18 protein-coding genes are annotated in these 23633 nt (G+C 54.6%); 13 read left to right on the forward strand and 5 right to left on the reverse strand.

What is annotated here, in order from left to right; genetic code table 11:
* Nucleotides 1-98: 98 nt before the first annotated feature.
* Together R70331_RS02600 and R70331_RS02605 are read right to left on the reverse strand one after the other, a co-directional pair.
* Nucleotides 99-1283, reverse strand: coding sequence for a Fe-Mn family superoxide dismutase (locus R70331_RS02600; RefSeq protein ID WP_042172620.1), 1185 nt, complete (start codon nt 1281-1283; stop codon nt 99-101).
* A 204-nt stretch (nt 1284-1487) separates the two neighbouring features.
* Nucleotides 1488-2528 carry an alpha/beta hydrolase gene (locus R70331_RS02605; RefSeq protein ID WP_042172622.1) on the reverse strand — a complete coding sequence of 347 codons (1041 nt, stop codon included), beginning with the start codon at nt 2526-2528 and terminating at the stop codon, nt 1488-1490.
* Nucleotides 2529-2754: 226 nt separating this feature from the next.
* Between R70331_RS02605 and R70331_RS02610 the strand changes: the two genes are divergently transcribed.
* Nucleotides 2755-3498: an IclR family transcriptional regulator gene (locus tag R70331_RS02610; RefSeq protein WP_042172623.1), complete on the forward strand. Its 744-nt coding sequence runs from the start codon at nt 2755-2757 to the stop codon at nt 3496-3498.
* A gap of 267 nt (nt 3499-3765) precedes the next feature.
* The gene (locus R70331_RS32270) at nt 3766-5535 is read left to right on the forward strand and encodes a response regulator transcription factor (protein ID WP_052418889.1); all 1770 of its coding nucleotides are present in this window, start codon (nt 3766-3768) and stop codon (nt 5533-5535) included.
* A 96-nt stretch (nt 5536-5631) separates the two neighbouring features.
* On the opposite strand, the gene acnA is transcribed toward R70331_RS32270, so the two are convergent.
* On the reverse strand, nt 5632-8376 hold the full coding sequence (acnA, locus tag R70331_RS02620; protein WP_042172624.1) for an aconitate hydratase AcnA: 2745 nt from the start codon (nt 8374-8376) through the stop codon (nt 5632-5634).
* 332 nt (nt 8377-8708) lie between these two features.
* Here acnA and R70331_RS02625 point away from each other — a divergent pair, with 332 nt between their 5' ends.
* The 9 genes from R70331_RS02625 to R70331_RS02665 all read left to right on the forward strand — a co-directional run bounded on the left by R70331_RS02625 (nt 8709) and on the right by R70331_RS02665 (nt 15866).
* Complete coding sequence (locus R70331_RS02625) at nt 8709-9737, forward strand: amidase domain-containing protein (RefSeq protein ID WP_042172625.1); 1029 nt, start codon at nt 8709-8711, stop codon at nt 9735-9737.
* 19 nt (nt 9738-9756) lie between these two features.
* Entirely contained in the window at nt 9757-10851 is a 1095-nt protein-coding gene (locus R70331_RS02630; RefSeq protein WP_042172626.1) for a D-alanine--D-alanine ligase, read from the forward strand.
* 53 nt (nt 10852-10904) lie between these two features.
* A complete protein-coding gene (locus R70331_RS02635) occupies nt 10905-11222 on the forward strand; it encodes a hypothetical protein (RefSeq protein ID WP_039869572.1) in 318 nt (105 codons plus the stop codon).
* On the forward strand, nt 11219-12226 hold the full coding sequence (uvsE, locus tag R70331_RS02640) for a UV DNA damage repair endonuclease UvsE (RefSeq protein WP_042172627.1): 1008 nt from the start codon (nt 11219-11221) through the stop codon (nt 12224-12226). The genes R70331_RS02635 and uvsE overlap by 4 nt, the downstream gene beginning before the upstream one ends.
* 124 nt (nt 12227-12350) lie before the next feature.
* On the forward strand, nt 12351-13235 hold the full coding sequence (locus R70331_RS02645) for an inositol monophosphatase family protein (RefSeq protein ID WP_052380594.1): 885 nt from the start codon (nt 12351-12353) through the stop codon (nt 13233-13235).
* Between the two features lie 15 nt (nt 13236-13250).
* A complete protein-coding gene (locus R70331_RS02650) occupies nt 13251-13529 on the forward strand; it encodes a hypothetical protein (protein WP_042172628.1) in 279 nt (92 codons plus the stop codon).
* Between the two features lie 113 nt (nt 13530-13642).
* Nucleotides 13643-14944: a stalk domain-containing protein gene (locus tag R70331_RS02655; RefSeq protein WP_042172629.1), complete on the forward strand. Its 1302-nt coding sequence runs from the start codon at nt 13643-13645 to the stop codon at nt 14942-14944.
* 101 nt (nt 14945-15045) lie between these two features.
* The gene (gene def, locus R70331_RS02660) at nt 15046-15603 is read left to right on the forward strand and encodes a peptide deformylase (RefSeq protein ID WP_042182056.1); all 558 of its coding nucleotides are present in this window, start codon (nt 15046-15048) and stop codon (nt 15601-15603) included.
* Between the two features lie 11 nt (nt 15604-15614).
* Nucleotides 15615-15866 (forward strand): hypothetical protein, encoded by a 252-nt coding sequence (locus R70331_RS02665; protein WP_042172630.1) that lies wholly within the window; start codon nt 15615-15617, stop codon nt 15864-15866.
* A 62-nt stretch (nt 15867-15928) separates the two neighbouring features.
* Here R70331_RS02665 and R70331_RS02670 read toward each other — a convergent pair whose 3' ends face one another.
* Nucleotides 15929-17245: a glutamate-1-semialdehyde 2,1-aminomutase gene (locus R70331_RS02670; protein WP_042172632.1), complete on the reverse strand. Its 1317-nt coding sequence runs from the start codon at nt 17243-17245 to the stop codon at nt 15929-15931.
* A gap of 127 nt (nt 17246-17372) precedes the next feature.
* On the reverse strand, nt 17373-18419 hold the full coding sequence (locus tag R70331_RS02675) for an LCP family protein (protein WP_042172633.1): 1047 nt from the start codon (nt 18417-18419) through the stop codon (nt 17373-17375).
* Between the two features lie 125 nt (nt 18420-18544).
* On the opposite strand from R70331_RS02675, the gene bcp reads away from it, so the two are divergent.
* Together bcp and R70331_RS02685 are read left to right on the forward strand one after the other, a co-directional pair.
* Nucleotides 18545-19012 (forward strand): thioredoxin-dependent thiol peroxidase, encoded by a 468-nt coding sequence (gene bcp / locus R70331_RS02680; protein ID WP_042172635.1) that lies wholly within the window; start codon nt 18545-18547, stop codon nt 19010-19012.
* Nucleotides 19013-19131: 119 nt separating this feature from the next.
* Complete coding sequence (locus R70331_RS02685) at nt 19132-23415, forward strand: 2-hydroxyacyl-CoA dehydratase (RefSeq protein ID WP_052418890.1); 4284 nt, start codon at nt 19132-19134, stop codon at nt 23413-23415.
* Nucleotides 23416-23633 lie beyond the last annotated feature (218 nt).

The raw sequence follows: 23633 nt of genomic DNA on the forward strand, positions 1-23633 counted from the left end.
CTCTCCGAATATATGCAAATCCCGTCCAGCACTCCGGTGATGGACGGGATTTTTTTAGTTCTGCCGTGCGGCAGGAGCGGCCAGCTGTGCTTTCCGGGTTAAAAAGGCTGCCACATCAGCTTGCGTGCGGCCGCGTAACGCTGGGATACATACGGCCAGTTGACCACCTTCCACCAGTCTTTTATATAATCAGCCCGGTTATTCTGGTGTTTAAGGTAATAGGCATGCTCCCAGACGTCCAGCACCAACAGAGGTACGACATCCCACTGTGACAGATTCTGGTGCTTCTCAGCGGTCAGTATCTCCAGCCTGCGGCTGCGCGGGCTCCAGACCAGGAGGGCCCAGCCGCCGCCTTCCACCTTGTTGGCCGCCTCAGTAAACTGGCTCTTGAAGGCGTCGTAGCTGCCGAAGCTGCGTTCTATGGCATCCAGCAAGGCTCCTGTCGGCCGTCCCCCGCCCTGCGGAGACATGACATTCCAGAAAATGGTGTGAAGATAATGTCCTGCCCCATTAAAGGCAAGCTCCCGCTCCCAGTGCTTAACCAGCTCGAAATCGCCGCTCTTGCGGGCCTCAGCCAGCTTGAGCTCCGCCTTGTTCAGCCCGTCTACATAGCTCTGGTGGTGTTTATCATGGTGAATAATCATCGTCTTCTCGTCAATGTAAGGCTCCAGCGCATTATAGGAGTAGGGAAGCGGCGGAAGAGTATGGCCGCCGACCGGGACCGAGCCCGGCTCATGCAGCTCCGGCAAGGAGGCTCCGAGGGCCTCCAGTCCGGGAACCTCCCGGGTCTCAGGCCAGTATACCGGATCTTGCTGCTCGGGCTGGTCTATAGCCGCTTCCCGCATCATTCCAGTGATTTGTCCCGGAGCGCTGAGCGTTCCCAGTACAGCAAGGAAGTACTCCGATTCGCGGATAATATGCAGAATCACTATGCCGGCCAAAGGCTGGACCTTAACGGCCGGGCTGGTCTCCCGCAGAGCGTACAGCTGGCGGATGAATTCGCGGGACTGCCCGCACGCGGTGTGAACAAGCTGCCCGGTATCGTCAGCAAGCCCGGAGTGTCCGCCCGGGACAGGAACCAGTGAGACTTCGAGCAGCCTACGTGCAGTCTGCTCTGCGGCGCCAAAAACAACAGCCCACTCTTCCAGCAGTTTAAGGTAGGGCTCCTCCAGAGCGGGAACAATTCCTTTGATAACCCCGGTATGCTCCTTCTCCTGGGTTTTCCAGACAATAATCTCCTCAAGAATACGCACAGGCAGCAGCGGCCCGTATATATACAGCATGGCTGGAAGACCTCCTGTCTTAGCTCAATAACGGTTCATTATATGAACTGTGAAAGGAGAATATGAGAAGGATTCCAAGAACAGATGGGGATTCTTTGTCTGCACCGTAGGGGGCTTTTTCCGGAAAAACCGGCAGCCTGACGCCAAAAAAGCGTGCAGGCCGGTATAATAACGGCGCTGCACGCTTTCTTAAGTGCTGGTTGTTTATTTGCTTGCAGCCCTGATTCCGCTGCCCTCCTGCGACTCCGCCAGCTGCACATTGCCGAGGAAAGCGGAGACACGGCGCAGATATTCACGGGGATGCTCGCGGAACAGCAGCTCATGATGGCTGTCCTCTATAATCCATGAATCGGAATAGGGATTGCTCTGATTGGCTGCCAGCTCCTCGGCAATCGGATAAGGCGCCTTATCATCCTTCGTGCCGTGCATGAACAGGATCGGGAACGGATAATCCTCCTTTTTGACTTGGCTGTAAGGAATCTGATTCAGTCCCGTACCGTTCAGCACCGGGAACAGAAGCTCCATAATTTCCAGGGAGGGCTGGCGGGGCAGGTCAATATTCTGCTTGATATTATGATAAAGCGTATCCGGCTCCAGCAGGAACGTGCTGTCCAGAATCATGGCATCGACGTCTTCTGTGACAAGCCCGGCCTGAAGCGCAGTGCCTGCACCCATGGAGAAGCCCCAGACGACAATCTCCCGGGCCCCCCGTTCTTTGGCGAAATTAATCGCACCGAGCAGCTGCTGGGACTCTTTTTTGCCGCCGGTAGCAATATCCTTGTTAACCTGGGCGGCAAAGCCGTAATCGAACATGACGACATTAAAGTTCAGGCTGTGCGCATAATGGGCCAGATCATACATGGGAACCCAGGTTTCCTCGCGGTTCGCGCCGTAGCCGTGGCTGAACACGATTGTCTTGGTGGAGCCTTCAGACGGGATGTACCAGCCCTGCATCGTACGGCTGCCGTCGAGTGCCGGGAAGTTCACATCCTCATATTCCAGCCCCTTGGCAATCATGGGTGTGGAATAGAGGGGGGCTACTGTCGGGTTAGACAGCACCCAGGCGATATAGGCATGAAGTGCAATAAAACAGAAGACAAAAAAGAAAAAGACCGATAACAGCAAGGCTACAATAATATGCTTGAAACGGATCATCCGCAGAGAAATCTGATGTGCTGCATCCGGCTTCTGCTTATCAGGCTTGTGTGAGACCGGCGGGCCGGTACGGAGAGTTGCCAGATCCATAATGTCCACTCCTAAAATAATAATTCATATATTTAATCGTAGGTTCCAGGCCATGCAAAGTCAATGAATTCGCCGCTTTTGTAATGTAAATGTAAACTGCGCCCCAGGCTTTTCCGGTGCCTTAATTATGCTGGACTTTCCCCGGACTTTTGCTCTAAGATAGAGTTGACTATGTAGAATAATGTAACCGGGTTTCATTTAATGAAACAGGTAAGGGGAGAATAATGTGGAGGACCGGAAGCTGACTGTTCGCGCTGTAGAAAGGGCGCTGGATATATTACTGTGCTTTACCCAGGAGAGCGATTTGAGCCTTACAGAGATTGCGGGGAAAATCAGTCTGCATAAAAGCACAGTGCACCGCCTGCTGACGACGCTTGAGGAAAAAGGATTTCTGCTGCGTAATGAAGGGACGGATAAATACCGGCTTGGCATCCGGATCTGGGAGCTGTCCACCCACCTGCCGACCCTTGATGAGCCGGCGGTGCTGCTGCTTCCGGCAATGGAGCGGCTGCGTGACCGGCTTGGAGAGACCGTCAGCCTGTACCTGCGTGATGATCTGGAGCGTGTACGGATCCAGGCCGTCCAGAGTCATCAGGCTATCCGGCGTGTAGCCCAGATCGGCGCCCGTCTGCCGCTGTCTGTAGGTGCTTCCAGCAAGGTGCTGGCTGCCTATGCGCCATCTGAGATTCAGGTGCGGCTGCTGGCTGATCCCTCCTGGCCGGAGAGCGTCGACCGCAGTCTTTATCTGGAGCAGCTGAGAGAGATTACACGCCGCGGATACGCGACCAGCTTCGAGGAGCGTGAGCCGGGGGCAGCTGCGGTAGCTGTTCCGATTGTCGGGCGCACCGGCAAGGTTGCAGCGGCGCTGTCCCTTTCAGGCCCCGTCAGCAGGCTGTCACAGGAGACGCTGCAGCAGTATGCTGTCATTCTTGCAGAAAGTGCCGCGGAGATGGGTCTTATGATCGGATAACCGTAAATTATTTTACAGGGCCGGAATTTCCGTTAGGGAAGCGTTTAATTAGGGTATATAGAAAGTAAACGTCAGACAAAACCGGAGTGATATGCCAATTGGGTATAATATCTATCCGATTTAGCACTGGCGTTCTTTTTTATAATTGATGAAAAATTGTATCTGCGCCCAAAATGGACTATGATAAAAAGCTATATATAGGAAAGTAGGAAGTGGCGATTTGCGCATGTATATGTTCTTTGTTAATTCCGGGCATGGGGTGATTCTATGATTGCGGCAGTACCAGACACGTTAATGGAAGAGATTCAGCAGCTGCAGGATACGTTCGGCGCTGCTGCGGATCAGGCTATCGTGCTGACCGACAAGGACGGTTGCATCATTACTTCTCCGGCAACTCCCGGTACGCTTTTCAAGGAGATGCTGGATTCGCTGCAAGACACTTCCTGCGGCTGTGAACGGCTGCTGCACCGGCTGGGGGACTCACAAGATCCTGCCGTCATGGAATGGGTTCCCGGATTAAAGTATGCTGTTACTCCGCTCGCTGCAGGTTACGGCCGGGTCTATTATTTATGGTCTGGGCTCTATATGGAGCAGGGGACCAAGGAGCAGGTGCTGGCCGTGTTCGAAGCAAGGATGCAGAAGCACCCTGCCTACGGCCGGCTGATATCCACTCTCCGTGCTATGCCGGAAATCAGCGGGGAGCGGATAACGGAAATCGGGAAAAGCATTTCGGTGCTTGCCCGCATTATATGTAAGCTGCTGGCCGGATGGGTGTTGAAACCGCAGAAAGAGCGGAACGGCCGGCCTTTTAGCGGTGTCCTGGAGCAGCTGGGCATGGAAGGGGTACTGCGCCTTAAGGAAGCAGCTGAGGACCTCCAGCGTGCCGGATCGCTACAGGAGCTTGGGAAGCAGCTGCTGGATGTGGTGACGGGTCTGCCCTTTCCTCTGTCTTCGGTGCTGGTGCTTTTCCAGAACGGGGATCATGCCGCCCATACATACTACGCAAGAGGCTGGACGCCGGAATCCGGTGATTATTATGTAAGGGATCTGGAATCCCGCTATTCCCCGCAGTCTTTTCTGTCCTCTGCAATTATTCATGAAGCAGCGGGGGGACTTATTCTGCTGGAGTGCCCGCTGCTGGCCGGTAATGAATTTAGAGGGGTTCTCTCTGTCGGTTTCAGGCAGCGCAGGGAAGCCGAGCAATGGATAATACAGCTGGAAACGGTGGCGGGACTGGCCGGGTGGGCCATCCGTCTGATTGAGAAGGACAGCAGATACTGGAAGCAGTCCGAGGTATTCCTGGCGAGCTTCCGGGAATATCTGCAGAATAACAATATTCCGCTCCAGTATTTGTCACTGGATGCTTCAGAGCTGGCCCGTGATTTTGCCCGCTATCTGGAGCGCCCGGAGGCTGAAGCAGAGCTGGTGAGCCGCGCTTGTCTGCTTGCTCCTTTCCGCAGTGATCTTCTTGGAGAGTACGGATTTTTTGCAAAGGAGCTTGAACTGCTGAAACAGGTGGACCGGCTGCGCTTACCCGAATGTTCACAGGAACGGACAGTTCTGCCGCTGGCAGTCCAGCTTTTGGCTCTGGTCCTGCACCATATGAGCGGACAGGCAGACCGCAAGCATCCTGCCGGACCGCCGCTGAAATGGATCGACTATTCCCGCTTCAGTCCGGAGCCTAGCATGACAACGGCGGTTGAAGATGAGCCGCGCTCATCGTTTGAGCGCTTTCTGCAGAGCCGTGCCTATTCCAGGCCTAAGAAGCGGGCGGTTACAGGATCAAGGCTGCTGGACAGTGCTGCGCTGACGCTTCCGAAGGAGGAATGGGGCATCTCGCCGCGCGAGGAAGAGGTGCTGGAGCTGATTGTGCACGGCAAGACGAACAAAGAGATTGCCGGCGCCCTGTTTATCAGTGAGCATACCGTCAAAAACCATCTAAGCCGTATCTTCAATAAAATGAATGTGACCGACCGCTCACAGATTATTGCCCTCATCTATAAACGTATCCTGAATTCGGAACGGATTGAGATCTGACAGGTCCGATAAATAAACAGCCCCCGCTGCTTCCTCAGGAAGCAGCGGGGGCTGTTATTATCTGGTCCGGCCGGCAGGCCGGATTATTCAAGCTGTTTATTCTACAGGCAGAGCTGTTTCTGAAGCGGTAGCGTCAGCCAGCATCTGGCGGAGTACCGTTTGCAGAATACCTCCATTGCGGTAGTAGTCAATATCCACCGTGCTGTCCAGCCGCGCGATGACCGGGAACTCGAACTGTGTACCGTCTTCGCGGGTAGCTGTAACAGTCAGCTCCTGACCCGGAAGCACATAGTTGTCGAGACCGGTAATATTGAAGGTCTCGCGTCCGGTCAGCCCCATGCTGCTCCAGCCGTGGCCTTCCTGGAACTGCAGCGGCAGTACGCCCATGCCGACCAGATTGCTGCGGTGAATCCGCTCGAAGCTCTCGGCGATAACCGCCTTGACGCCCAGCAGCAATGTGCCTTTGGCTGCCCAGTCACGCGAGCTGCCTGTGCCGTATTCCTTGCCGGCAATGACGACCAGATTCTGGCCGGCCGACTGGTACAGCATGGAAGCATCGTAGATGGACATGACTTCTTCGCTTGGCAGGAAGGTGGTCACGCCGCCCTCTGTTCCCGGAGCAACTGCATTACGGATCCGGATGTTGGCGAATGTGCCGCGCATCATCACTTCGTGATTCCCGCGGCGTGAGCCGTAGGAGTTGAAGTCAGCCCGTTCCACACCGTGACTGCGCAGATATTCTCCGGCAGGTCCGGAAGTGGAGATGTTGCCCGCCGGCGAGATATGGTCTGTTGTGACGGAATCGCCCAGCAGAGCCAGCACGCGTGCATTGGTAACGTCCTTAATATCGCCGATGCCGTCAGCAAGGTTCTCGAAGAACGGCGGATTCTGGATGTAGGTGGAGTTGTCATCCCACTCATACAGCTCGCCTTCAGGTACAGGGATAGCATTCCAGCGTTCATTGGCGGTGAACACATTCTCATATTTACGGCGGAACATTTCCGGACTTAGTGAGACTCCGATGGCTTCGCGGATCTCGGCAGATGTCGGCCAGATATCCTTCAGGAACACAGGCTCTCCCTGCGGGTCGTAGCCGAGCGGTTCTGTCTGCAGGTCAATATTAACCGTGCCGGCCAGGGCATAAGCCACAACGAGCGGCGGTGAAGCCAGATAGTTGGCCTTGACCTGGGCATGCACGCGGCCTTCGAAGTTACGGTTACCGGATATTACAGCGGCTACCGTCATATCATTGTCAGTGATAGCCTGGCTGACTTCATCCGGCAGCGGGCCGGAGTTGCCGATGCAGGTCGCGCAGCCGTAGCCGGCCAGATAGAAGCCGAGTGCCTCCAGCGGCTTCAGCAGATCGGCCTTCTCCAGATATTCGGTAACGACGAGGGAGCCCGGGGTCAAGCTGCTTTTCACATAACCCGGTTTGGTCAGACCGCGTTCTACAGCCTTCTTCGCCAGCAGCCCCGCACCCAGCATTACGCTTGGGTTAGAAGTGTTCGTACAGCTGGTGATTGCGGCAATAACTACGGCTCCGGTGCCCATCTTGCTGGTGCTTCCGTTCTTGTGCTGCACTTCTACCACTTCGGCGATCTTCTCATCGCTGAGGCCGTAGCCGCCTTTATCGACAGGTGTGCGGATGATGCCTTCAAAATTCTCTTTCATGTGCGACAGCTCGACACGGTCCTGCGGACGTTTAGGTCCGGCCAGGGATGGAACCACAGATGCCAGATCAAGCTCGATCACATCGCTGAACTGCGGATCAGGGGTGTCGGCAGTACGGAACATGCCCTGTGCCTTATAGTAATCACTGACCAGCTCAACCAGTTCATCCGGACGGCCGGTGCTGCGCAGGTAGGCCAGCGTTTCTTCGTCTACAGGGAAGAAGCCGATGGTTGCCCCGTATTCAGGCGCCATGTTAGCGACAGTAGCGCGGTCAGCCAGGCTGATGTTAGCCAGACCCGGGCCGTAGAATTCGACGAACTTGCCGACTACGCCTTTCTTGCGGAGCATCTGGGTAACGGTCAGTGCAAGGTCAGTTGCCGTAGCCCCTTCCATCAGACTGCCGGTAAGCTTGAAGCCTACAACCTCAGGTGTGACAAAATACAGCGGCTGTCCCAGCATCCCTGCTTCTGCCTCAATCCCGCCGACACCCCATCCGACAACGCCGAGGCCGTTGATCATGGTAGTGTGGGAGTCCGTACCGACCAGGGAATCCGGATAGACTACAGTCTCACCGTCAACAGTTTTGGTGGCAGCTACTGAAGCCAGGTATTCCAGGTTGACCTGGTGCACGATTCCGGTTGCCGGAGGAACGGCGCGGAAGTTGTTGAATGCCGTCTGCGCCCAGCGCAGGAAGCGGTAGCGCTCCTCATTGCGTTCAAATTCGACATTCATATTATATTCAAGTGCATCGGCTGTGCCGAATGCATCAACCATGACGGAATGGTCAATAACAAGATCAACCGGAACGAGCGGATTGATCTTCTTCGGATCTCCGCCGGCCTTCTTGACGGTATCGCGCATAGCCGCCAGATCGACTACCACCGGGACACCGGTGAAATCCTGCAGCACGATTCGCGCCGGGATAAACGGAATTTCCTTGTTGCGGTCAATGCCGCCGGACCATCCGGCCAGCTGCTTCACATGCTCTTCTGTGATTGCCCGTCCGTCATACTGGCGGACAGCAGCCTCCAGCAGCACTTTGATGGAAAAGGGCAGGGAGGATATGTCGCCCACACCTTGTTGTTCAAGGGAATTCAGATCATAGTAGCGGTAGAATTTGCCGCCTGATTTCAGGCTCTTGGACAGTGAAAAATGGTCCTTGCTTGGCATATATGCGCCTCCTTGTTTCATCTGTTGAAACTCCATTTCAAATTTCGTATATATAAAGTATAACGGTTACATAGATGAGAGTAAAGTTTTTTTTGCTGCTTAATTCGCCCAATTTTACCTGCGCTTTCGCTTCATTTCCCCGGCTTGTACTATGTGAAATCATACACATTAGCAGGAGTCCGCTGATTGCCTGAAGCCGGCCGAAATAACGGAATTAGCAGCCGCCTTCCCCTGGCGATTTTCCCGCCCCTCTGCCTGTTTCCGCCTGTATAGCATTACCTTTCCGCACATATACATAGGACAGCAGCCAAACAGGGAAAGGCGGTTATGAGATGGAGCAGGTGTGGAAAAAAAGTCTGTATGCTTATGTCGATCTGTTGAATAAAGGACGGGTCGCTCCGGCCTATGCACAGGGGCAGGGTTCAGTGAAGGACATGCGGTTTCACAAAATGCAGGGTGAGCGCTCGCGCCGTCTTGCACAGTGGTATGAAGGCCGGAGCATTACACCGCTGCGCGGAGAGACCGGTGTCCGGACGCTGCGGACGGTGCGGCAGAACCCCGGTGAGATTATAGCAGATGTAGCCCTGCACAGTGCGCTGTATTATGAAAAGGGCGGTATCACGCACCGTGAGGATAAAATTGAAACCGAGCGGCTTACCTTTGTGCAGGCAGGAGCCGGCTGGGAGATTATTAACATCGAGCGCAGTGTCCCTGAGCGAAGCTCCCAGCGCGGGGCGGGAGAGGCGGAGCCGGCACTGCGGCTGTCCAAATGGGGAGAGGTGCTGCCGGCCCCGCAGCCGTCACAGCCGCTGCTGAACCGCAGGATTCTGCGCGGAACCGCAGGTTCAAGAGAGGTGCGTTACCGCCGTGAGGAGGCGGCAGCCTATGCTGACCGCTGGTGGAAGGACGGCAACCCGGAATTTGAGGTTTTTGACGTCGACTGCACCAATTACGTCTCCCAATGTCTCTTTGCAGGGGGAGCGCCTATCAACTATACTGGTAAAAGAGAAACGGGCTGGTGGTACAAAGGCTACAATGGAGCCCAGGAATGGTGGAGCTTCAGCTGGGCTGTGTCGGACAGTCTTGGGCGGTATCTGGGCGGACAGCGCAGCAGCGGACTCCGCGCCGAAGCTGTAGAGCGTCCGGACCAGCTTAGTCTGGGTGATGTCATCCTGTATGACTGGGACGGCAACGGCCACTATCAGCACAGCACCGTTGTTACCGCCTTTGATGCGGATGGAATGCCGCTTGTGAACGCAAGAACGGTATCAAGCCGTCACCGCTATTGGGATTATCGCGATTCCTATGCATGGACCGACAGAACGGCCTACCGTTTTTTTCATATTAATGACTACTTATAATTCAGAAAGAGGTTAGGGCATGGGGAACACGAAATGTACCGTAGGACTGGTGTACGGAGGCAAATCCGGGGAGCATGAAGTATCGCTGCAGACGGCATTTGCGGTCATGAACGCTTTTGACTACGATAAATATGAGATTATTCCGTTTTATATTTCCAAGCAGGGATTATGGAAGGTCGGAGAGACCCTTGGCGCCCCTTACAGCAGAATTGAGCAGCTGAAGCTGGACGGCCCGGCGGGCGATATGGGCATGGCGCTTAATACTGTATTCAGCGGGCTGAGCGGGGAGGGTGCAATCGTCGATGTCATGTTCCCGCTGCTCCATGGCACGAACGGGGAAGACGGTACGATTCAGGGACTGTTCGAAATGGCCAACATTCCATACATCGGGGCCGGTGTTCTGGCTTCTGCAGCAGGTATGGATAAGGTTGTGATGAAGAAGCTGTTTGGTGAAGCAGGGCTTGAACAATGCGGGTATTGCTATTTCAGCGCAGCAGCCTGGAAGCAGAAGAGCCATGAGCTGATTGTCGGAGTAGAGGATAAGCTGGGTTACCCTGTATTCGTCAAGCCGGCCAACCTGGGTTCAAGCGTCGGTATTTCCAAAGCAGCAGATAAGGAAAGTCTGATCAAGGCTGTAGAATTCGCCCTCCGCTATGATACGAAGGTGATCATTGAAGAATTTGTGGATGCCCGTGAGGTAGAAGTGGCTGTACTGGGAAATGAAGAGCCTGAGGCTTCGGTTCCGGGTGAAATCGTCTCTTCCGGTGAATATTATGATTATGCAGCCAAGTATATCGACGGCAAGTCGCAGATGCTGATTCCTGCTCCGCTGGACCCGGAAGTGGCAGACCGTCTGCGTGAAGCAGCGCTTCAGGCCTTTCGGGCGATCGAGGGCAGCGGCATCACGCGTGCGGATTTTTTCCTGCGCAGGTCTGACAACAAGATTCTGATTAATGAAGTCAATACAATGCCGGGCTTTACGCCATTCAGCATGTATCCGCTGCTGTGGCGTGAAACCGGCGTCTCTTATCAGACGCTGCTGGACCGCATGGTTGAGCTGGCGCTGGAGCGGTATCAGTTCAGACAGGGCCTCAAGTACGACAACGAATCATAAAATCCAAAGCGTAACGGCGGATCAGATCCGGCCGGGAAGGAGAATCGTAGGCAATGGGATTTCTATCGGAATTCAATTCAGTCTGCAAGTTCAAGAACGAGCAGGAGCTATACGAGCTGCTGGAGTACGGGCGCACCAAGATGGTAAAACAGGGCTTCCGCGTCTACCCGACCGGCCAGAAGGTTATTGCATATACACCCGAGAACGTGGCAGTGGCGATAGTGAAAATTTCAGCCTCCATCGCGGAGATAAATTTTCAGGGCAATGAGGTTACCGCAGTGGAGATGGACCTGGTACGCAGGCTGAATGAGGAAGAGTCGCGTGTGCAGACTGCACTGGCCTATGAGATGTTTTTCGGGGAAGAAAAATGATTGTCCGCTTCGGTTATGTGGCCATGTCAACCGTCATCAAAGACTGCTCGCCCTCCAAGACCATGACCATGGCCAGCTTTAATAAGCTGGGCGACCGCGAGGCGGGGCTGCGGCGGCTGGAGCAGATTGCCAGGATGAATCTGCACAACACGCTGCGGCTCCTGAAGCATAATGTCGGCTCGGAGATTGAGGTATACCGGCTGACCTCCAAGCTGATTCCGCTTTCGACACATCCCGACTTGCAGGACTGGAACCCTTTTGCGGCGCTCGCCGGGGAGTTTGCCGAGGTCGGAGAATATATTAAAAAGCACGGACTCAGGGTCTCGTTTCATCCGGATCACTTCACGGTGCTGAGCACGCCCCGCCCGGAGGTGCTGGCCAGCTCCGTCCGTGACCTTCAGTATCATACGGACATGCTGGATGCCCTGGGGCTTCCGGCAACGGCCAAGAACAACATCCATATCGGCGGAGCCTATGGGGACAAGCCTGCCGCGGCGGAACGCTTTAAGGCGCATTTTGCCGAGCTGCCGGCAAGGCTGCAGGAGCGGATGACGCTGGAGAATGATGACAAGACGTTCAATGCGGCGGAGACCCTTGCCGTCTGCCGCAGTCTGGGTCTGCCGATGGTGCTGGATATTCATCACCAGTGGGTGAACAACGAAGGCGAGCTTCCTTGGGAGCTGTGGCCGGATATTCTGGATACGTGGAAAAGCAGGCTGGCGCTGGCCGATGTGGCTCCCGGAGAGGTGCTGCCGCCCAAAATCCACGTCTCCAGCCCGCGCAGCCCGTCTGATCCGCGCAGTCATGCCGACGGGGTGGAGCCGGCGCCTCTGCTTGCTTTTCTAAAGCGGATTGCAGCTGATACGCCTGCTGTTGATGTGATGATTGAAGCTAAGCATAAGGATGGTGCGCTGTTCGGCCTGATGGATGCCATGAAGGAGCTGGCGGAAGCAGGCAATGGAATTACGGTCCTGAACGGAGCCAGTATTCATGTCGAGCCATAGTTTTGACTTGATAAGTGTTTTGAAATAGGGTACGTTGAATGAAACTTAAGCGGCAGGAGTGTGCCTGCTTAGAAGGCAGTGTTTCACGGGAGAGCGATCAAGTTCAAGAAAGCGGAGTGAAGAGATGAATCCTTTAAATTCTGACAAGCGGAATGAACGGGAGCCCTATGTGGTGACTAGTAAAGGTTACACGGCGGCGGCAATTAACGCTGCGGCTAAAGCGGGGGAATGGATCAAGAGCAGACAGGGACAGGTGAAGGAGCTGGGCAGCAAGACGTCGGCGCAGGATCTCGTAACTGAAGTTGATAAAGGTGTGGAGCAGATGATCCGGCGGCTGATCCTGACCCATTATCCCGACCATGCTATCCTTGGAGAAGAAGGGGTCACCCCCGGTGCGGAGGCAGTTACCGCTGCCCTGGAGGAAGGAATCAAGCATGAGCATTTATGGATTGTTGACCCGATTGACGGGACAACCAATTACGTGCACGGATTTCCTTTCTACTGTGTATCTATCGCGCTTGCCATTAACGGACAGCTGGCGGTTGGAGTCATCTATGATCCGATCCGTGACGAAATGTTCGTGGCTGAAAAGGGCAAAGGCGCCTATATGCACGGGATACCGACCGCCGTATCCAAAGAGACGGACCCTGGCAGCAGCCTGATAGCCATGGGCTTTCCGCCGGACCGGACCTTTGCCCAGCCGGCGAATATGGCCGGCCTGCAGCAGGTTCTGCCGCAGATTCGCGGTGTCCGCGCCGGCGGCTCGGCTGCACTGCATCTGGCTTATGTTGCAGCAGGCCGGGTCGACGGCTACTGGGAGGTTGGCTTAAGCCCTTGGGACTGCGCTGCCGGTGTGCTGCTGGTGCTTGAATCCGGAGGCCAGGTGACGGATACGCTGGGCAATCCGTACGATGTTGGGTCCCGCCATATTGTGGCGAGTAACGGAAAGATCCACGAGTTCCTGGTATCCTCTTTGAAAGAAGCGGATGCAACGGGGTTTAAGCTCTAAGGGGGCGGCAGAGGCATGGAAGATCATGATTTGGAGCGTAAGCTGAGCGAAATGCTGCAGGAAGGCGAGATGGAGCAGGGCGACCGTACAGCCAAAGAGATACGGCAGATTTCGCCCAAATACGAAATCCGGATTCAGACTGCACACGACCCGATTGTAGCAGAGACGCTGCGTTACCGCACAATCGCCCATGAGCTGGATGACCGCTATGACAAATATCTGAAGCGGGCCGGATTAGGCGGTCAGCAGCAGGATAAAGGCGTTAAGCCGGCTGACGGACCCGTAAGCGGGTAACAATAGAACGGAGTTTTACCACAGGAGCGGTTTCTCAAATAACGGGAAGCCGCTCCTTTGCTGCGGGCGGGCCAGATGTTAGAATGGAATTATATTAATCTGGGAGGGGTACGATGCTGATGGCATGGAAAAAATTATGGGCGGCCGGAACAAGCGGCATGCTTCTGTTCACGCTGCTGCTTGGTGCAGGGAATACACAGGCTGATGCGGCTGGGACAGCAGCTGGACAAGAAACCGGTCAGGATGTCTTTCGCATCGTGGCACTGGGGGATTCAATCACTGCCGGTTATGAGCCGGGGATGACGGACCCGAATACACAACCATACGGATACGCGGAGCGGCTGCTGGAACAGGGCTGGTACCACGGAAGAAGTGCCCTGAATAATTATGGCATTCTCGGATTAACCTCAGCAGGATTACTTAACTATACGGGAGCCATTAAGGCCGGTACCGTGATTACGCCTGACGGAATACAAACAGGGCTGCGCGATCCGCGGATCAGCCAGTTTGCGGCACTTGCACCGGCGATCCATACAGAGCTTGCGGATGCAGACCTCATTACGATAACAATCGGCGGAAATGATGTCAGCAGCCTGTTCCTGAATGTTAAGTCCATTGCTTCTGCTGATTTCGAAGTCCAGCTGGAGCAGCTTTTGACCCTTTACGGCAGTAATGTGAAGGCAGCACTGGAGAATATCCGCGCAGTCAATCCTGCAGCGACGATTCTGCTGGCCGACCAATACCAGCCGGCACCCAAAATTGCGCTCGGTGCAAATTATACAACCCTTATGAGTGCGGCTGAGCGGTTCACGGCAGTTGCAGATAGTGTTACAGCCAGCCTGAATACGGCAGCGGCTCCGGTAGTGACGGCCCATGTTGCTGCACAGTTCGCCGGAGTAGAGGCATCGCTGACCCACATCATTGGTGCAGGTGCGGCAGATTTTCATCCGACCCAGCTGGGATACGAAAAAATAGCCAGAGTCTTTGCCGAGCTGGAGTGGGGACAGTACCGCACACCTTCCGTTACGGCCGTTACAGCTCCGGGTGCAGCACCGTCCCCGATGTCTATCGTGGTAAAGGGAGTAGAGCTGAATACCCCCAACAAGCCGATTCTGAAGAACGGGCAGAATTTCCTGGCACTGAAGGATATCCTGAACGCAGTAGGCGCGACCGGCAAGTGGGACAACAAAACATCCAGCGCGACCATTGTGTACGGCGGACGTACAGTGGTCATCACAATAGGGTCCAAGTTTATCAAGGTTAACGGAGTCAACCAGGCTATCGACACACCGGCGTTTCTGCAAAAGGTCGGCAAAGAGGATAAAACCTATCTGCCGCTCGCTGCGCTGGCAACCGGGCTTGGCTTTGACGTGAACTACAGCAGCAAGCTGCGGACTGCATTCATAAATCCATAACAGGCATAACCTGACAGAATAACGGCCAATTTAGCTTATTAAGCAAAGGTGGATGAAATTTGTTGTCTAGTTCAAAATTTAAGGCAGACTATATCATTACAATGGACGATATTATTCGTGAGGGCGATCCCGTGCTCCGCAGTGTGGCTGCGCCAGTGGAGCTGCCGCTTCGGGCAGAGGACCGTGAGACGCTTGCATGCATGCTGCAGTTTCTCAAGAACAGCCAGGACCCGGAGGTGTCAGCCAAATACAAGCTGCGTTCCGGCGTAGGGCTGTCTGCGAACCAGATCGGTCTGCAGCAGCGGATGTTTGTGATGTACTCGAAGGATGAAAAAGGAAAGATCGTGGAGCATGCCTGGGTCAATCCGCGGATCATCAGCCATTCTGTCTCCATGGTCTATCTGCCTGAGAGTGAAGGCTGCTTGTCTGTAGACCGGCCGGTGCACGGCTTTGTACCCCGCTATGAGACAGTGAAGGTAAAGGGCTTTGACCTTGAGGGGAAGCCGGTTGCCGTGAAATTTAAAGGGTATCAGGCAATTATCATCCAGCATGAAATGGACCACCTGGACGGCGTAATGTTCTATGACCGGATTAATCAGGAGAATCCGTTCAAGCTGCCGCAGGATGTGGAAATCCGCAGCCTGTATGACCTGAAATAACAGGAGGAATCATGAACGGAACAGGGATAGCCGTTACAGCCGTATATTTGGGGCTCACTCTTCTGATTATCGGGGTATTTGTACACAGGGTGCGCAAAGAAACATTCAGACGGCATATTATGGCAGAAGCGGCGATTGTAATCAGCTTTGTTGTCATGACAATGCTGGTTAACGAAGTCCCTCTTTTTATTAGGCTGATTGGAGCAGCGATGGTTGCAGCCATGTTTAATCATGGACGGAAGAAGAGCAGTAAGAGCAGCTGAACCGGAAAAAACACAAACCCGATGCCGGTGGCATCGGGTTTGTGTTTTTTAGTGAAAGCTGATTACTTCTCTGCCGCCATTGCCTTAAATGAGGCTTCAGCCGCTTCAAGCGTAGTATCGATATCAGCATCGGTGTGGGCTGTAGTCAGGAACCAGGCTTCATATTTAGACGGAGCCAGATTGATGCCCCGGCTTAGCATGTGACGGAAGAAGCTGGCGAACCGTTCGCTGTCGGTATCCTGCGCCTCATCGTAGTTGGTAATCGGATGATCGCAGAAATGCGTTGAGAACGCACCTCTTATGCGGTTGATCGTCAGCGGAATGCCGTGCCGGTCTGCCGAGGCCTGCAGCCCTTCGGTCAGGCGGATGGCGAGACGCTCCATTTCATCATAGACGCCTTCAGCGCCCAGCACCTCCAGACAGGCGATGCCTGCCGAGATGGAGGCGGGGTTGCCGGCCATGGTTCCGGCCTGATAAGCCGGTCCGAGCGGAGCAACCTGCTCCATGACATGCTTGCGGCCGCCGTAAGCGCCGATTGGCAGACCGCCGCCGATGATTTTGCCCAGGGCGGTCAAGTCCGGAGTAATATCCTCATGGTTATCAAGGCCTGCATAGGTCTGGGTAGAGCCGAAGTGGAAGCGGAACGCGGTGATTACCTCGTCATAAATGACAAGCGAACCGTTATCATGCGCCAGCTTGCATAAGCCCTCCAGGAAGCCGGGCTTCGGCATAACCATACCGAAGTTGCCGACAATCGGCTCAACCATAACTGCTGCGACATCTTCGCCCCACTTCTCCAGCGCTTCACGCAGCCCGTCCAGATCATTGAACGGAACGGTGATGACTTCCTGGGCGATGCTGCCAGGGACACCGGCACTGTCCGGAATGCCCAGTGTCGAAGGGCCGGAGCCGGCGGCAACCAGCACAAGATCAGAGTGGCCATGATAGCAGCCGGCGAATTTCACGATTTTGCTGCGTTTGGTATATGCGCGGGCAACGCGGATGGTGGTCATCACGGCCTCGGTACCGGAGTTGACGAAACGGACCTTATCCATCGAAGGGATGGCTTCCTTAAGCATCTTCGCCAGCTTAATCTCAAGCCGGGTCGGCGTTCCGTACAGAATACCGTTTTGTGCGGCTTCTGTAATCGCTGCGGTAATATGCGGATGGGCATGTCCGGTAATGATCGGGCCATAGGCGGCGAGGTAATCAATGTACTCATTGCCGTCTTCATCCCAAAAGCGTGAGCCCTTGGCGCGTTTCATGAATACCGGGGCGCCGCCGCCGACAGCCTTGAAGGAACGGGACGGGCTGTTGACCCCGCCGACAATATGCTGGAGAGCTTCCTGGTATAATTGTTCTGAATTACTGCGGTTCATTAGAATCATCCTTTCATACTGCCAGAGAATTTTGAATTGTGGGGAGTACCCTATGTAGCCCCGGGCAAGGGAACGGGCGAACAACGGGAAATACCGCTGTCCGCCCGTCCATTGGCCGAGTGGTGAATTAATTTGCTGCTGCAGAAGGGCTGCTCTCCGGAGAGGCCTCCGGTGTGGCTGTCGGCTCTGGTCCGGACAGCGTGTCCTGCACGAACTGCTTCAGTGCCTCCGGGCTCTTGAAGCCAATGACAGAAGCGCCGCCGCTGGTTGTATCTTCCGTCAGCAGTTCCATAGGCGGAATTTGTGCGCTGCCGCCCATAGAGCTGTCATAGCCGACAGTGCCAAGCTTCCACATATCATTCATGTCAAGGTTGGTATCAATAAACGGTGTGACCTGGGACAGGATGGAAGGCAGCTTGATAATCGAAGTCGTGCTGATCACCTTGTCCGCTACGGCCTTCAGGAAGCCGCGCTGGCGCTCTGTCCGGGTGAAATCGGACGTGGCATCATGACGGAAGCGCACGTATTGCAGCGCCATGCTGCCGTCAAGGTGCTGGAAGCCTTTTTTAAGATCAATGTCATATTCAGGCCCGTCAGCGATAGTCTTGTAGACCATGTCCTTCTCGACCTCATAATCAACACCGCCGACTGCATCCACCAGCGCAATGAAGCCCTGGAAGTCGGTATAGACATAATATTGAACCGGTATACCGAGCAGGTCGCTTACTGTCTGCATCGCTACTTCGGGACCGTGTGTAATAGCTGTGTTAATGCGTTCCTTGTCATACCCGGGAATGTCCACATAAGTATCGCGAAGGATGGAGAATACGTAGAATTTCTTCTTAACCGGGTCCAGAGAGGCGACCAGCATCGTATCCGAGCGGGGAACTTCACCTTTCTTTACTCCGCGTGCATCGACGCCCATAAGCAGGATGTTTACTGGTTCAGTGCCTTCCCATTCAGGAGGCTGAACGACTTCTGCTGAAGGAGTGGGGACAGCTGCAAAGGGTGAATCCTCACCGGTCTTATGCAGGTTGTCCAGCTGAGTATACAGACTGGTAAAGTAGTAAGTGGCGCCGCCGGCAATCAGGAGAAATATAATAGCTAGAGTCCAAAGCAGCGTTTTCTTGTTCGACTTGCCGGTTTTTGCGTGCCGGTTCTTTCTTGGAGGCATTTCGTTCTTCCTTTCGCATTCACATTCTCTACATTATAATTTCTTTTAGGAATACAAGCAATTTCGGAATATTTCACCAAATTCTTTAGTGGAAACCGAAAGTAACTGATAAGGAGTGTATACATATGACGAAATCAATCGAAATCGGGCACGAGGTCCCGGATTTTACGCTTCCGGCATCTACAGGCGGTGAGATCAGCTTAAGCGATTACCGCGGGCGCAAGGTGCTGCTTTATTTTTATCCGAAAAATATGACACCTGCCTGCACCCAGGAGGCCTGTGAACTCCGTGACGCCCATGATGAAATTTCCGCGAGAGGGGCAGTTGTGCTGGGAATCAGCCCGGACAGCCTGGCCTCGCACGGGAAGTTTACAGATAAGAACAGTCTGCCGTTTCCGCTGTTGTCAGATGAAGATCATCAGGTAAGTGAAATGTTCGGCGTGTGGCAGCTCAAAAAGCTGTACGGCAAGGAATTTATGGGTATTGTCCGCTCAACCTTTCTGATTGATGAGCAGGGAAAACTGGCGGCACAGTGGCGCAAAGTCCGCGTGAAAGGCCATGTTGAAAAGACGCTGGAAGAGCTGGCGAAATAAATAAGTATGCTGGTAATGATTTGAAATTGTCTGTAACATTTCTAACAGCCTTTATAAGGCGCTCTCATGATATAGTTGCCTCATATTACTTCAAATTTGGAGCAAGGCAAGGGGATGGCATGATGATGCGTATAGGGCTTGATGTCGGATCAACTACGGCCAAATTGGTTGTTATGGAACGGGGTACCATTGTTTATCAGGATTATGCCAGACATTTCAGTGATATAAAAAGAGCCGCACTATCCCTTCTGTCCGATGTCCGGGACCGGTTCCCGGACAGGAAGGCGGCGCTGGCTGTAAGCGGTTCCTCAGGCATGTCTTTATCAAAGCTTGGCGGAGTCCCCTTTGTTCAGGAGGTTATTGCCTGCACCAAAGCGATTAGTGAGCTGATTCCGCAGTGCGATACAGCGATTGAGCTTGGCGGAGAGGATGCCAAGATCATTTATTTGAACGGCGGCATTGAGCAGCGGATGAACACCGCCTGTGCAGGCGGTACCGGAGCGTTCATCGATCAGATGGCTGCCCTGCTGCAGACAGACCCTGCCGGACTTAACCGGCTTGCTGAGAAGCATGAGCGGATCTATCCGATTGCTTCACGCTGCGGCGTGTTTGCCAAGAGCGATGTACAGCCGCTGCTTAATGAAGGTGCGCGGCGTGAGGATATAGCTGCGTCCATTTTTCAGAGCATCGTGAACCAGACGATCAGCGGGCTGGCCTGCGGCCGTCCAATCCGCGGAAGGGTGGCTTTTTTGGGCGGTCCGCTGACCTTCCTGCCCGTGCTGCGCGATCTGTTCGCGAAGACGCTGGGGCTTAAGGAAGGGGAGGTGCTGTTTCCGGAGCGTTCCCAGTATTTTGTGGCGATCGGTTCAGCACTGGCACAGTCAGAGCCGCTAATGCTGACGCTGGGGGATTGGATATCCCGGATTGACGCTGTCGATTTCAAAGCCGACCGCGCCGAGGATGCAGATCTGCCGCCTCTGTTCGAAACAACGGCAGATCTGGCTGAGTTCCGGCAGCGCCACGGCAGGGCTGCAGTCAAGCGTGCGGAGCTGGCGGATTACAGCGGGGCGTGTTATCTCGGAATTGATGCAGGCTCAACGACGACGAAGCTGGTCATAACCGGTGCTGATGATCAGATCCTGTACACCTCCTACGGCAGTAACAAGGGAAATCCGCTGCAGTCGGTCAGGGATGCCCTTAAGGAAATTTACAGACTGCTGCCGGAAGACTGCTATATTGCAGGCGCTTATGCCACCGGATACGGAGAAGGTCTGATTAAGGCTGCACTGCGGACGGACGGCGGAGAAGTGGAGACGGTAGCACACTATAAGGCGGCTTCTAAATTTATGCCTGAGGTTGACTTCATTCTCGACATCGGCGGCCAGGATATGAAGTGCATCAAAATCCGCGGCGGGGCCATCGACAGCCTGATGCTGAACGAGGCCTGCTCGGCGGGCTGCGGCTCTTTCCTTGAGAGCTTTGCCTCTGCCCTGGAGCTGGGCATCGCAGAATTTGCCAATGCCGCGCTGGAATCGAGCAAGCCGGTCAATCTTGGCTCACGCTGCACTGTGTTCATGAATTCCAAGGTGAAGCAGGTGCAGAAGGAAGGCGCTTCGCTGGCCGACCTTTCTGCCGGGCTGGCGTACTCTGTTATCAAGAATGCCCTGCAAAAGGTAATCAAAATCCGCAATAGCGAGGATCTGGGGCGTAATATCATCGTACAGGGCGGAACCTTTTATAATGAGGCTGTGCTGCGGGCGTTCGAGCTGCTGACCGGCAGAACCGTTGTAAGGCCGGATATCGCCGGTGTAATGGGTGCCTACGGCTGTGCCCTGCTGGCTAAGGAACAATCCGTAGCCGGAGGCATCAGCACACTGCTTGGGCCGGAGGAGCTGGAGGCCTTTACCTGTCAGGTATCGCCGGGCCGCTGCGGCCTGTGTGCCAACAATTGCGCGCTGACAATCAGCCGTTTTCCGGATAAAAGCTTCCATGTGACCGGTAACCGCTGTGAACGCGGAGCCGGGGGTAAGAAGACTAAGAATACACTGCCGAATCTGATGCAGTATAAATACGAACGGTTCTTCGATTATGAGGGGCTGCCGGAAGAGGAGGCACAGCGGGGCGTTGTCGGCATTCCGCGTACGATGAATATGTTCGAGAACTATCCGTTCTGGCATACTTTTTTCACCAGTCTGGGTTACCGGACGCTTCTGTCCCCCAAGTCCAGTAAAAAGCTGTATGAGAGCGGAATGGACACCATTCCATCCGAATCCATCTGCTATCCGGCGAAGATGGCCCACGGCCATGTGCAAAGCCTGGTGGGCAAAGGCGCAGACTTTATTTTCTATCCGGCAGTTGTGTATGAGAAAAAGGAGGATGAAGCGGCCACGAACCACTTCAACTGCCCGGTGGTTGCTTCTTATCCTGAGGTCATCCGCAACAATATGGATAGCCTGAAGGAAGGCGGAGTTCCGCTTGTCAGCCCGTTTCTGACCTTTGATGATATTGCTGCCCTGACCAAAGGGCTGATGAAGACCTTCACCGATATCCCGAAGGACGAGATTATTGCCGCTGTTCAGGCCGGTCTGGCTGAAGCGGAGCATGCCAAAAGGGATGTGCGCTCCAAAGGCGAGGAAACCTTGGCGTTCCTGAGCGCGACAGGCACAAAGGGAATTCTGCTCTGCGGCCATCCCTACCATGCAGATCCGGAGATCAATCACGGTATTGCCGATATGATTACCGGCATGGGGCTGGCGGTGCTTACTGAGGATTCGGTCTGTCATCTCGACCGCAGTGAAGGCGATGTGGCTGTGGTCAACCAGTGGACCTATCATGCCCGTATGTACCGTGCCGCACGGCTGGCCTCCACCCGCAAGGATCTGGAGCTGGTACAGCTCACCTCCTTCGGCTGCGGTATTGATGCCATCACCTGTGATGCTGTGCAGGAGATCATGGAGCGGAACAACAAGGTCTACACTTTGATCAAAATTGATGAGATCAGTAACCTTGGCGCGGCCCGCATCCGGCTGCGCTCGCTGCTTGCAGCCATGCGCGAGCGCGAGAAGAGCGAAGTGGAGCCGCAGCTCCTGTACAAAACGCAGGCCAACATTACCTTTACTAAGGAAATGAAGGAGAGCTACACCATTCTGTCGCCGCAGATGTCGCCAGTGCACTTCGAGCTGTTTGAACGCGTTTTTCAGGATGCGGGATACCGGCTCAAGATACTGGAGACAACCGGACCGCAGGAGACAGAGGAAGGGCTCAGATATGTCAATAATGATGCCTGCTACCCGGCTATAGTCACCATCGGGCAGATTCTATCAGCCCTAAAAGGCGGAGGTTATGACCTGAACCGCACCGCGGTCATTATGTCACAGACCGGGGGCGGCTGCCGGGCGACCAATTATATATCGCTGCTGCGCAAGGCGCTGAAGGATTCAGGGCTGGGGCATATTCCTGTCATCTCGCTGAATGCCTCCGGCATGGAGAATCAGCCCGGCTTCAAGATCAGCCTCAAGCTGGCGAACCGGCTGGTCGCCGCAGCCTGCTACGGTGATCTCATGATGCGGCTGCTGCACCGGTTCCGGCCGTATGAGCAGATTCCGGGCAGTGCTGAGGCGCTCTACCGCAAAGGAATGGACCGCTGCAAGGCCAGCCTGTCAACCTTCTCCTTCCGGGAATACAAACGGCTGGTCCGGGACATTGTTGCTGGGTTCAGCCGCCTTCCGGTCCATAATTATGAGAAGCCGAAGGTAGGCATTGTCGGCGAGATTCTGATCAAATTCCATCCGGATGCCAACAACCGGATTATTGAAATGATTGAGGCGGAGGGCGGCGAGGCTGTCATGCCGGACTTCCTGGACTTCATCTTCTACTGCATCTATAACCCGATCTACAAGGCGGAGCAGTTCGGCAAAAGCAAGCGGCTTGGATACATCAATCCGATGCTGATCTCCTATCTCGAAATTTACCGCAGGCCGGTGAAGGTGGCGCTGGAGGAAGCGGGACTGGCGAAGAGCCGGGAAAATATTTACGGGCTGGCGGAGAAGGCGAGCCGTCTGGTATCAGTCGGCAACCAGATGGGCGAGGGCTGGTTCCTGACAGCGGAGATGATGGATCTGCTGGACAACGGAGTGGATAATATCGTCTGTATCCAGCCGTTCGCCTGCCTGCCGAATCATATTACGGGCCGGGGAAGCATCAAAGGGCTGAAGGAGCTGTATCCGGGAGCTAATATTGCGGCAATCGATTATGACGCGGGTGTAAGTGTGGTGAATCAAGCGAACCGGATCAAGCTGATGATGTCGATCGCCAGTGAGCTGATCAGCAGTAAGCATGCGAACCAGCGGGCCGGACGCCTGAACCAGCCGGTTAAGCTAGGAACCTTCAGCAGCGGGGTTTAGCCCGCCAGGTCTTGTCCCGGTGGCTTCATCGGAAGACGGGGGCTTAAATAAAATGTAGTTGGATCGCATGTTTAATTGGCCATTTTTCAACTAAATCCTTTCATGTGAGCCTTCTGAATGAATTAGGTTGCATTTTTCCACTACATTTATGCGAGTAAGAAAACCGGGCTGGTTGAGGAAGGATTCAAAAGTTACACTTTACACAAAAGCGGAGCAGG

Source organism: Paenibacillus sp. FSL R7-0331 (assembly GCF_000758645.1).
GTDB classification, from domain to species: domain Bacteria; phylum Bacillota; class Bacilli; order Paenibacillales; family Paenibacillaceae; genus Paenibacillus_AQ; species Paenibacillus_AQ camerounensis.

Coding starts and splice junctions, on each gene's coding strand:
- R70331_RS02600 (WP_042172620.1), bottom strand. CDS start 1,283: ATGCTGTATATATACGGGCCGCTGCTGCCTGTGCGTATTCTTGAGGAG.
- R70331_RS02605 (WP_042172622.1), bottom strand. CDS start 2,528: ATGGATCTGGCAACTCTCCGTACCGGCCCGCCGGTCTCACACAAGCCT.
- R70331_RS32270 (WP_052418889.1), top strand. CDS start 3,766: ATGATTGCGGCAGTACCAGACACGTTAATGGAAGAGATTCAGCAGCTG.
- acnA (WP_042172624.1), bottom strand. CDS start 8,376: ATGCCAAGCAAGGACCATTTTTCACTGTCCAAGAGCCTGAAATCAGGC.
- R70331_RS02625 (WP_042172625.1), top strand. CDS start 8,709: ATGGAGCAGGTGTGGAAAAAAAGTCTGTATGCTTATGTCGATCTGTTG.
- R70331_RS02630 (WP_042172626.1), top strand. CDS start 9,757: ATGGGGAACACGAAATGTACCGTAGGACTGGTGTACGGAGGCAAATCC.
- R70331_RS02635 (WP_039869572.1), top strand. CDS start 10,905: ATGGGATTTCTATCGGAATTCAATTCAGTCTGCAAGTTCAAGAACGAG.
- uvsE (WP_042172627.1), top strand. CDS start 11,219: ATGATTGTCCGCTTCGGTTATGTGGCCATGTCAACCGTCATCAAAGAC.
- R70331_RS02645 (WP_052380594.1), top strand. CDS start 12,351: ATGAATCCTTTAAATTCTGACAAGCGGAATGAACGGGAGCCCTATGTG.
- R70331_RS02650 (WP_042172628.1), top strand. CDS start 13,251: ATGGAAGATCATGATTTGGAGCGTAAGCTGAGCGAAATGCTGCAGGAA.
- R70331_RS02655 (WP_042172629.1), top strand. CDS start 13,643: ATGCTGATGGCATGGAAAAAATTATGGGCGGCCGGAACAAGCGGCATG.
- def (WP_042182056.1), top strand. CDS start 15,046: ATGGACGATATTATTCGTGAGGGCGATCCCGTGCTCCGCAGTGTGGCT.
- R70331_RS02665 (WP_042172630.1), top strand. CDS start 15,615: ATGAACGGAACAGGGATAGCCGTTACAGCCGTATATTTGGGGCTCACT.
- R70331_RS02670 (WP_042172632.1), bottom strand. CDS start 17,245: ATGAACCGCAGTAATTCAGAACAATTATACCAGGAAGCTCTCCAGCAT.
- R70331_RS02675 (WP_042172633.1), bottom strand. CDS start 18,419: ATGCCTCCAAGAAAGAACCGGCACGCAAAAACCGGCAAGTCGAACAAG.
- bcp (WP_042172635.1), top strand. CDS start 18,545: ATGACGAAATCAATCGAAATCGGGCACGAGGTCCCGGATTTTACGCTT.
- R70331_RS02685 (WP_052418890.1), top strand. CDS start 19,132: ATGATGATGCGTATAGGGCTTGATGTCGGATCAACTACGGCCAAATTG.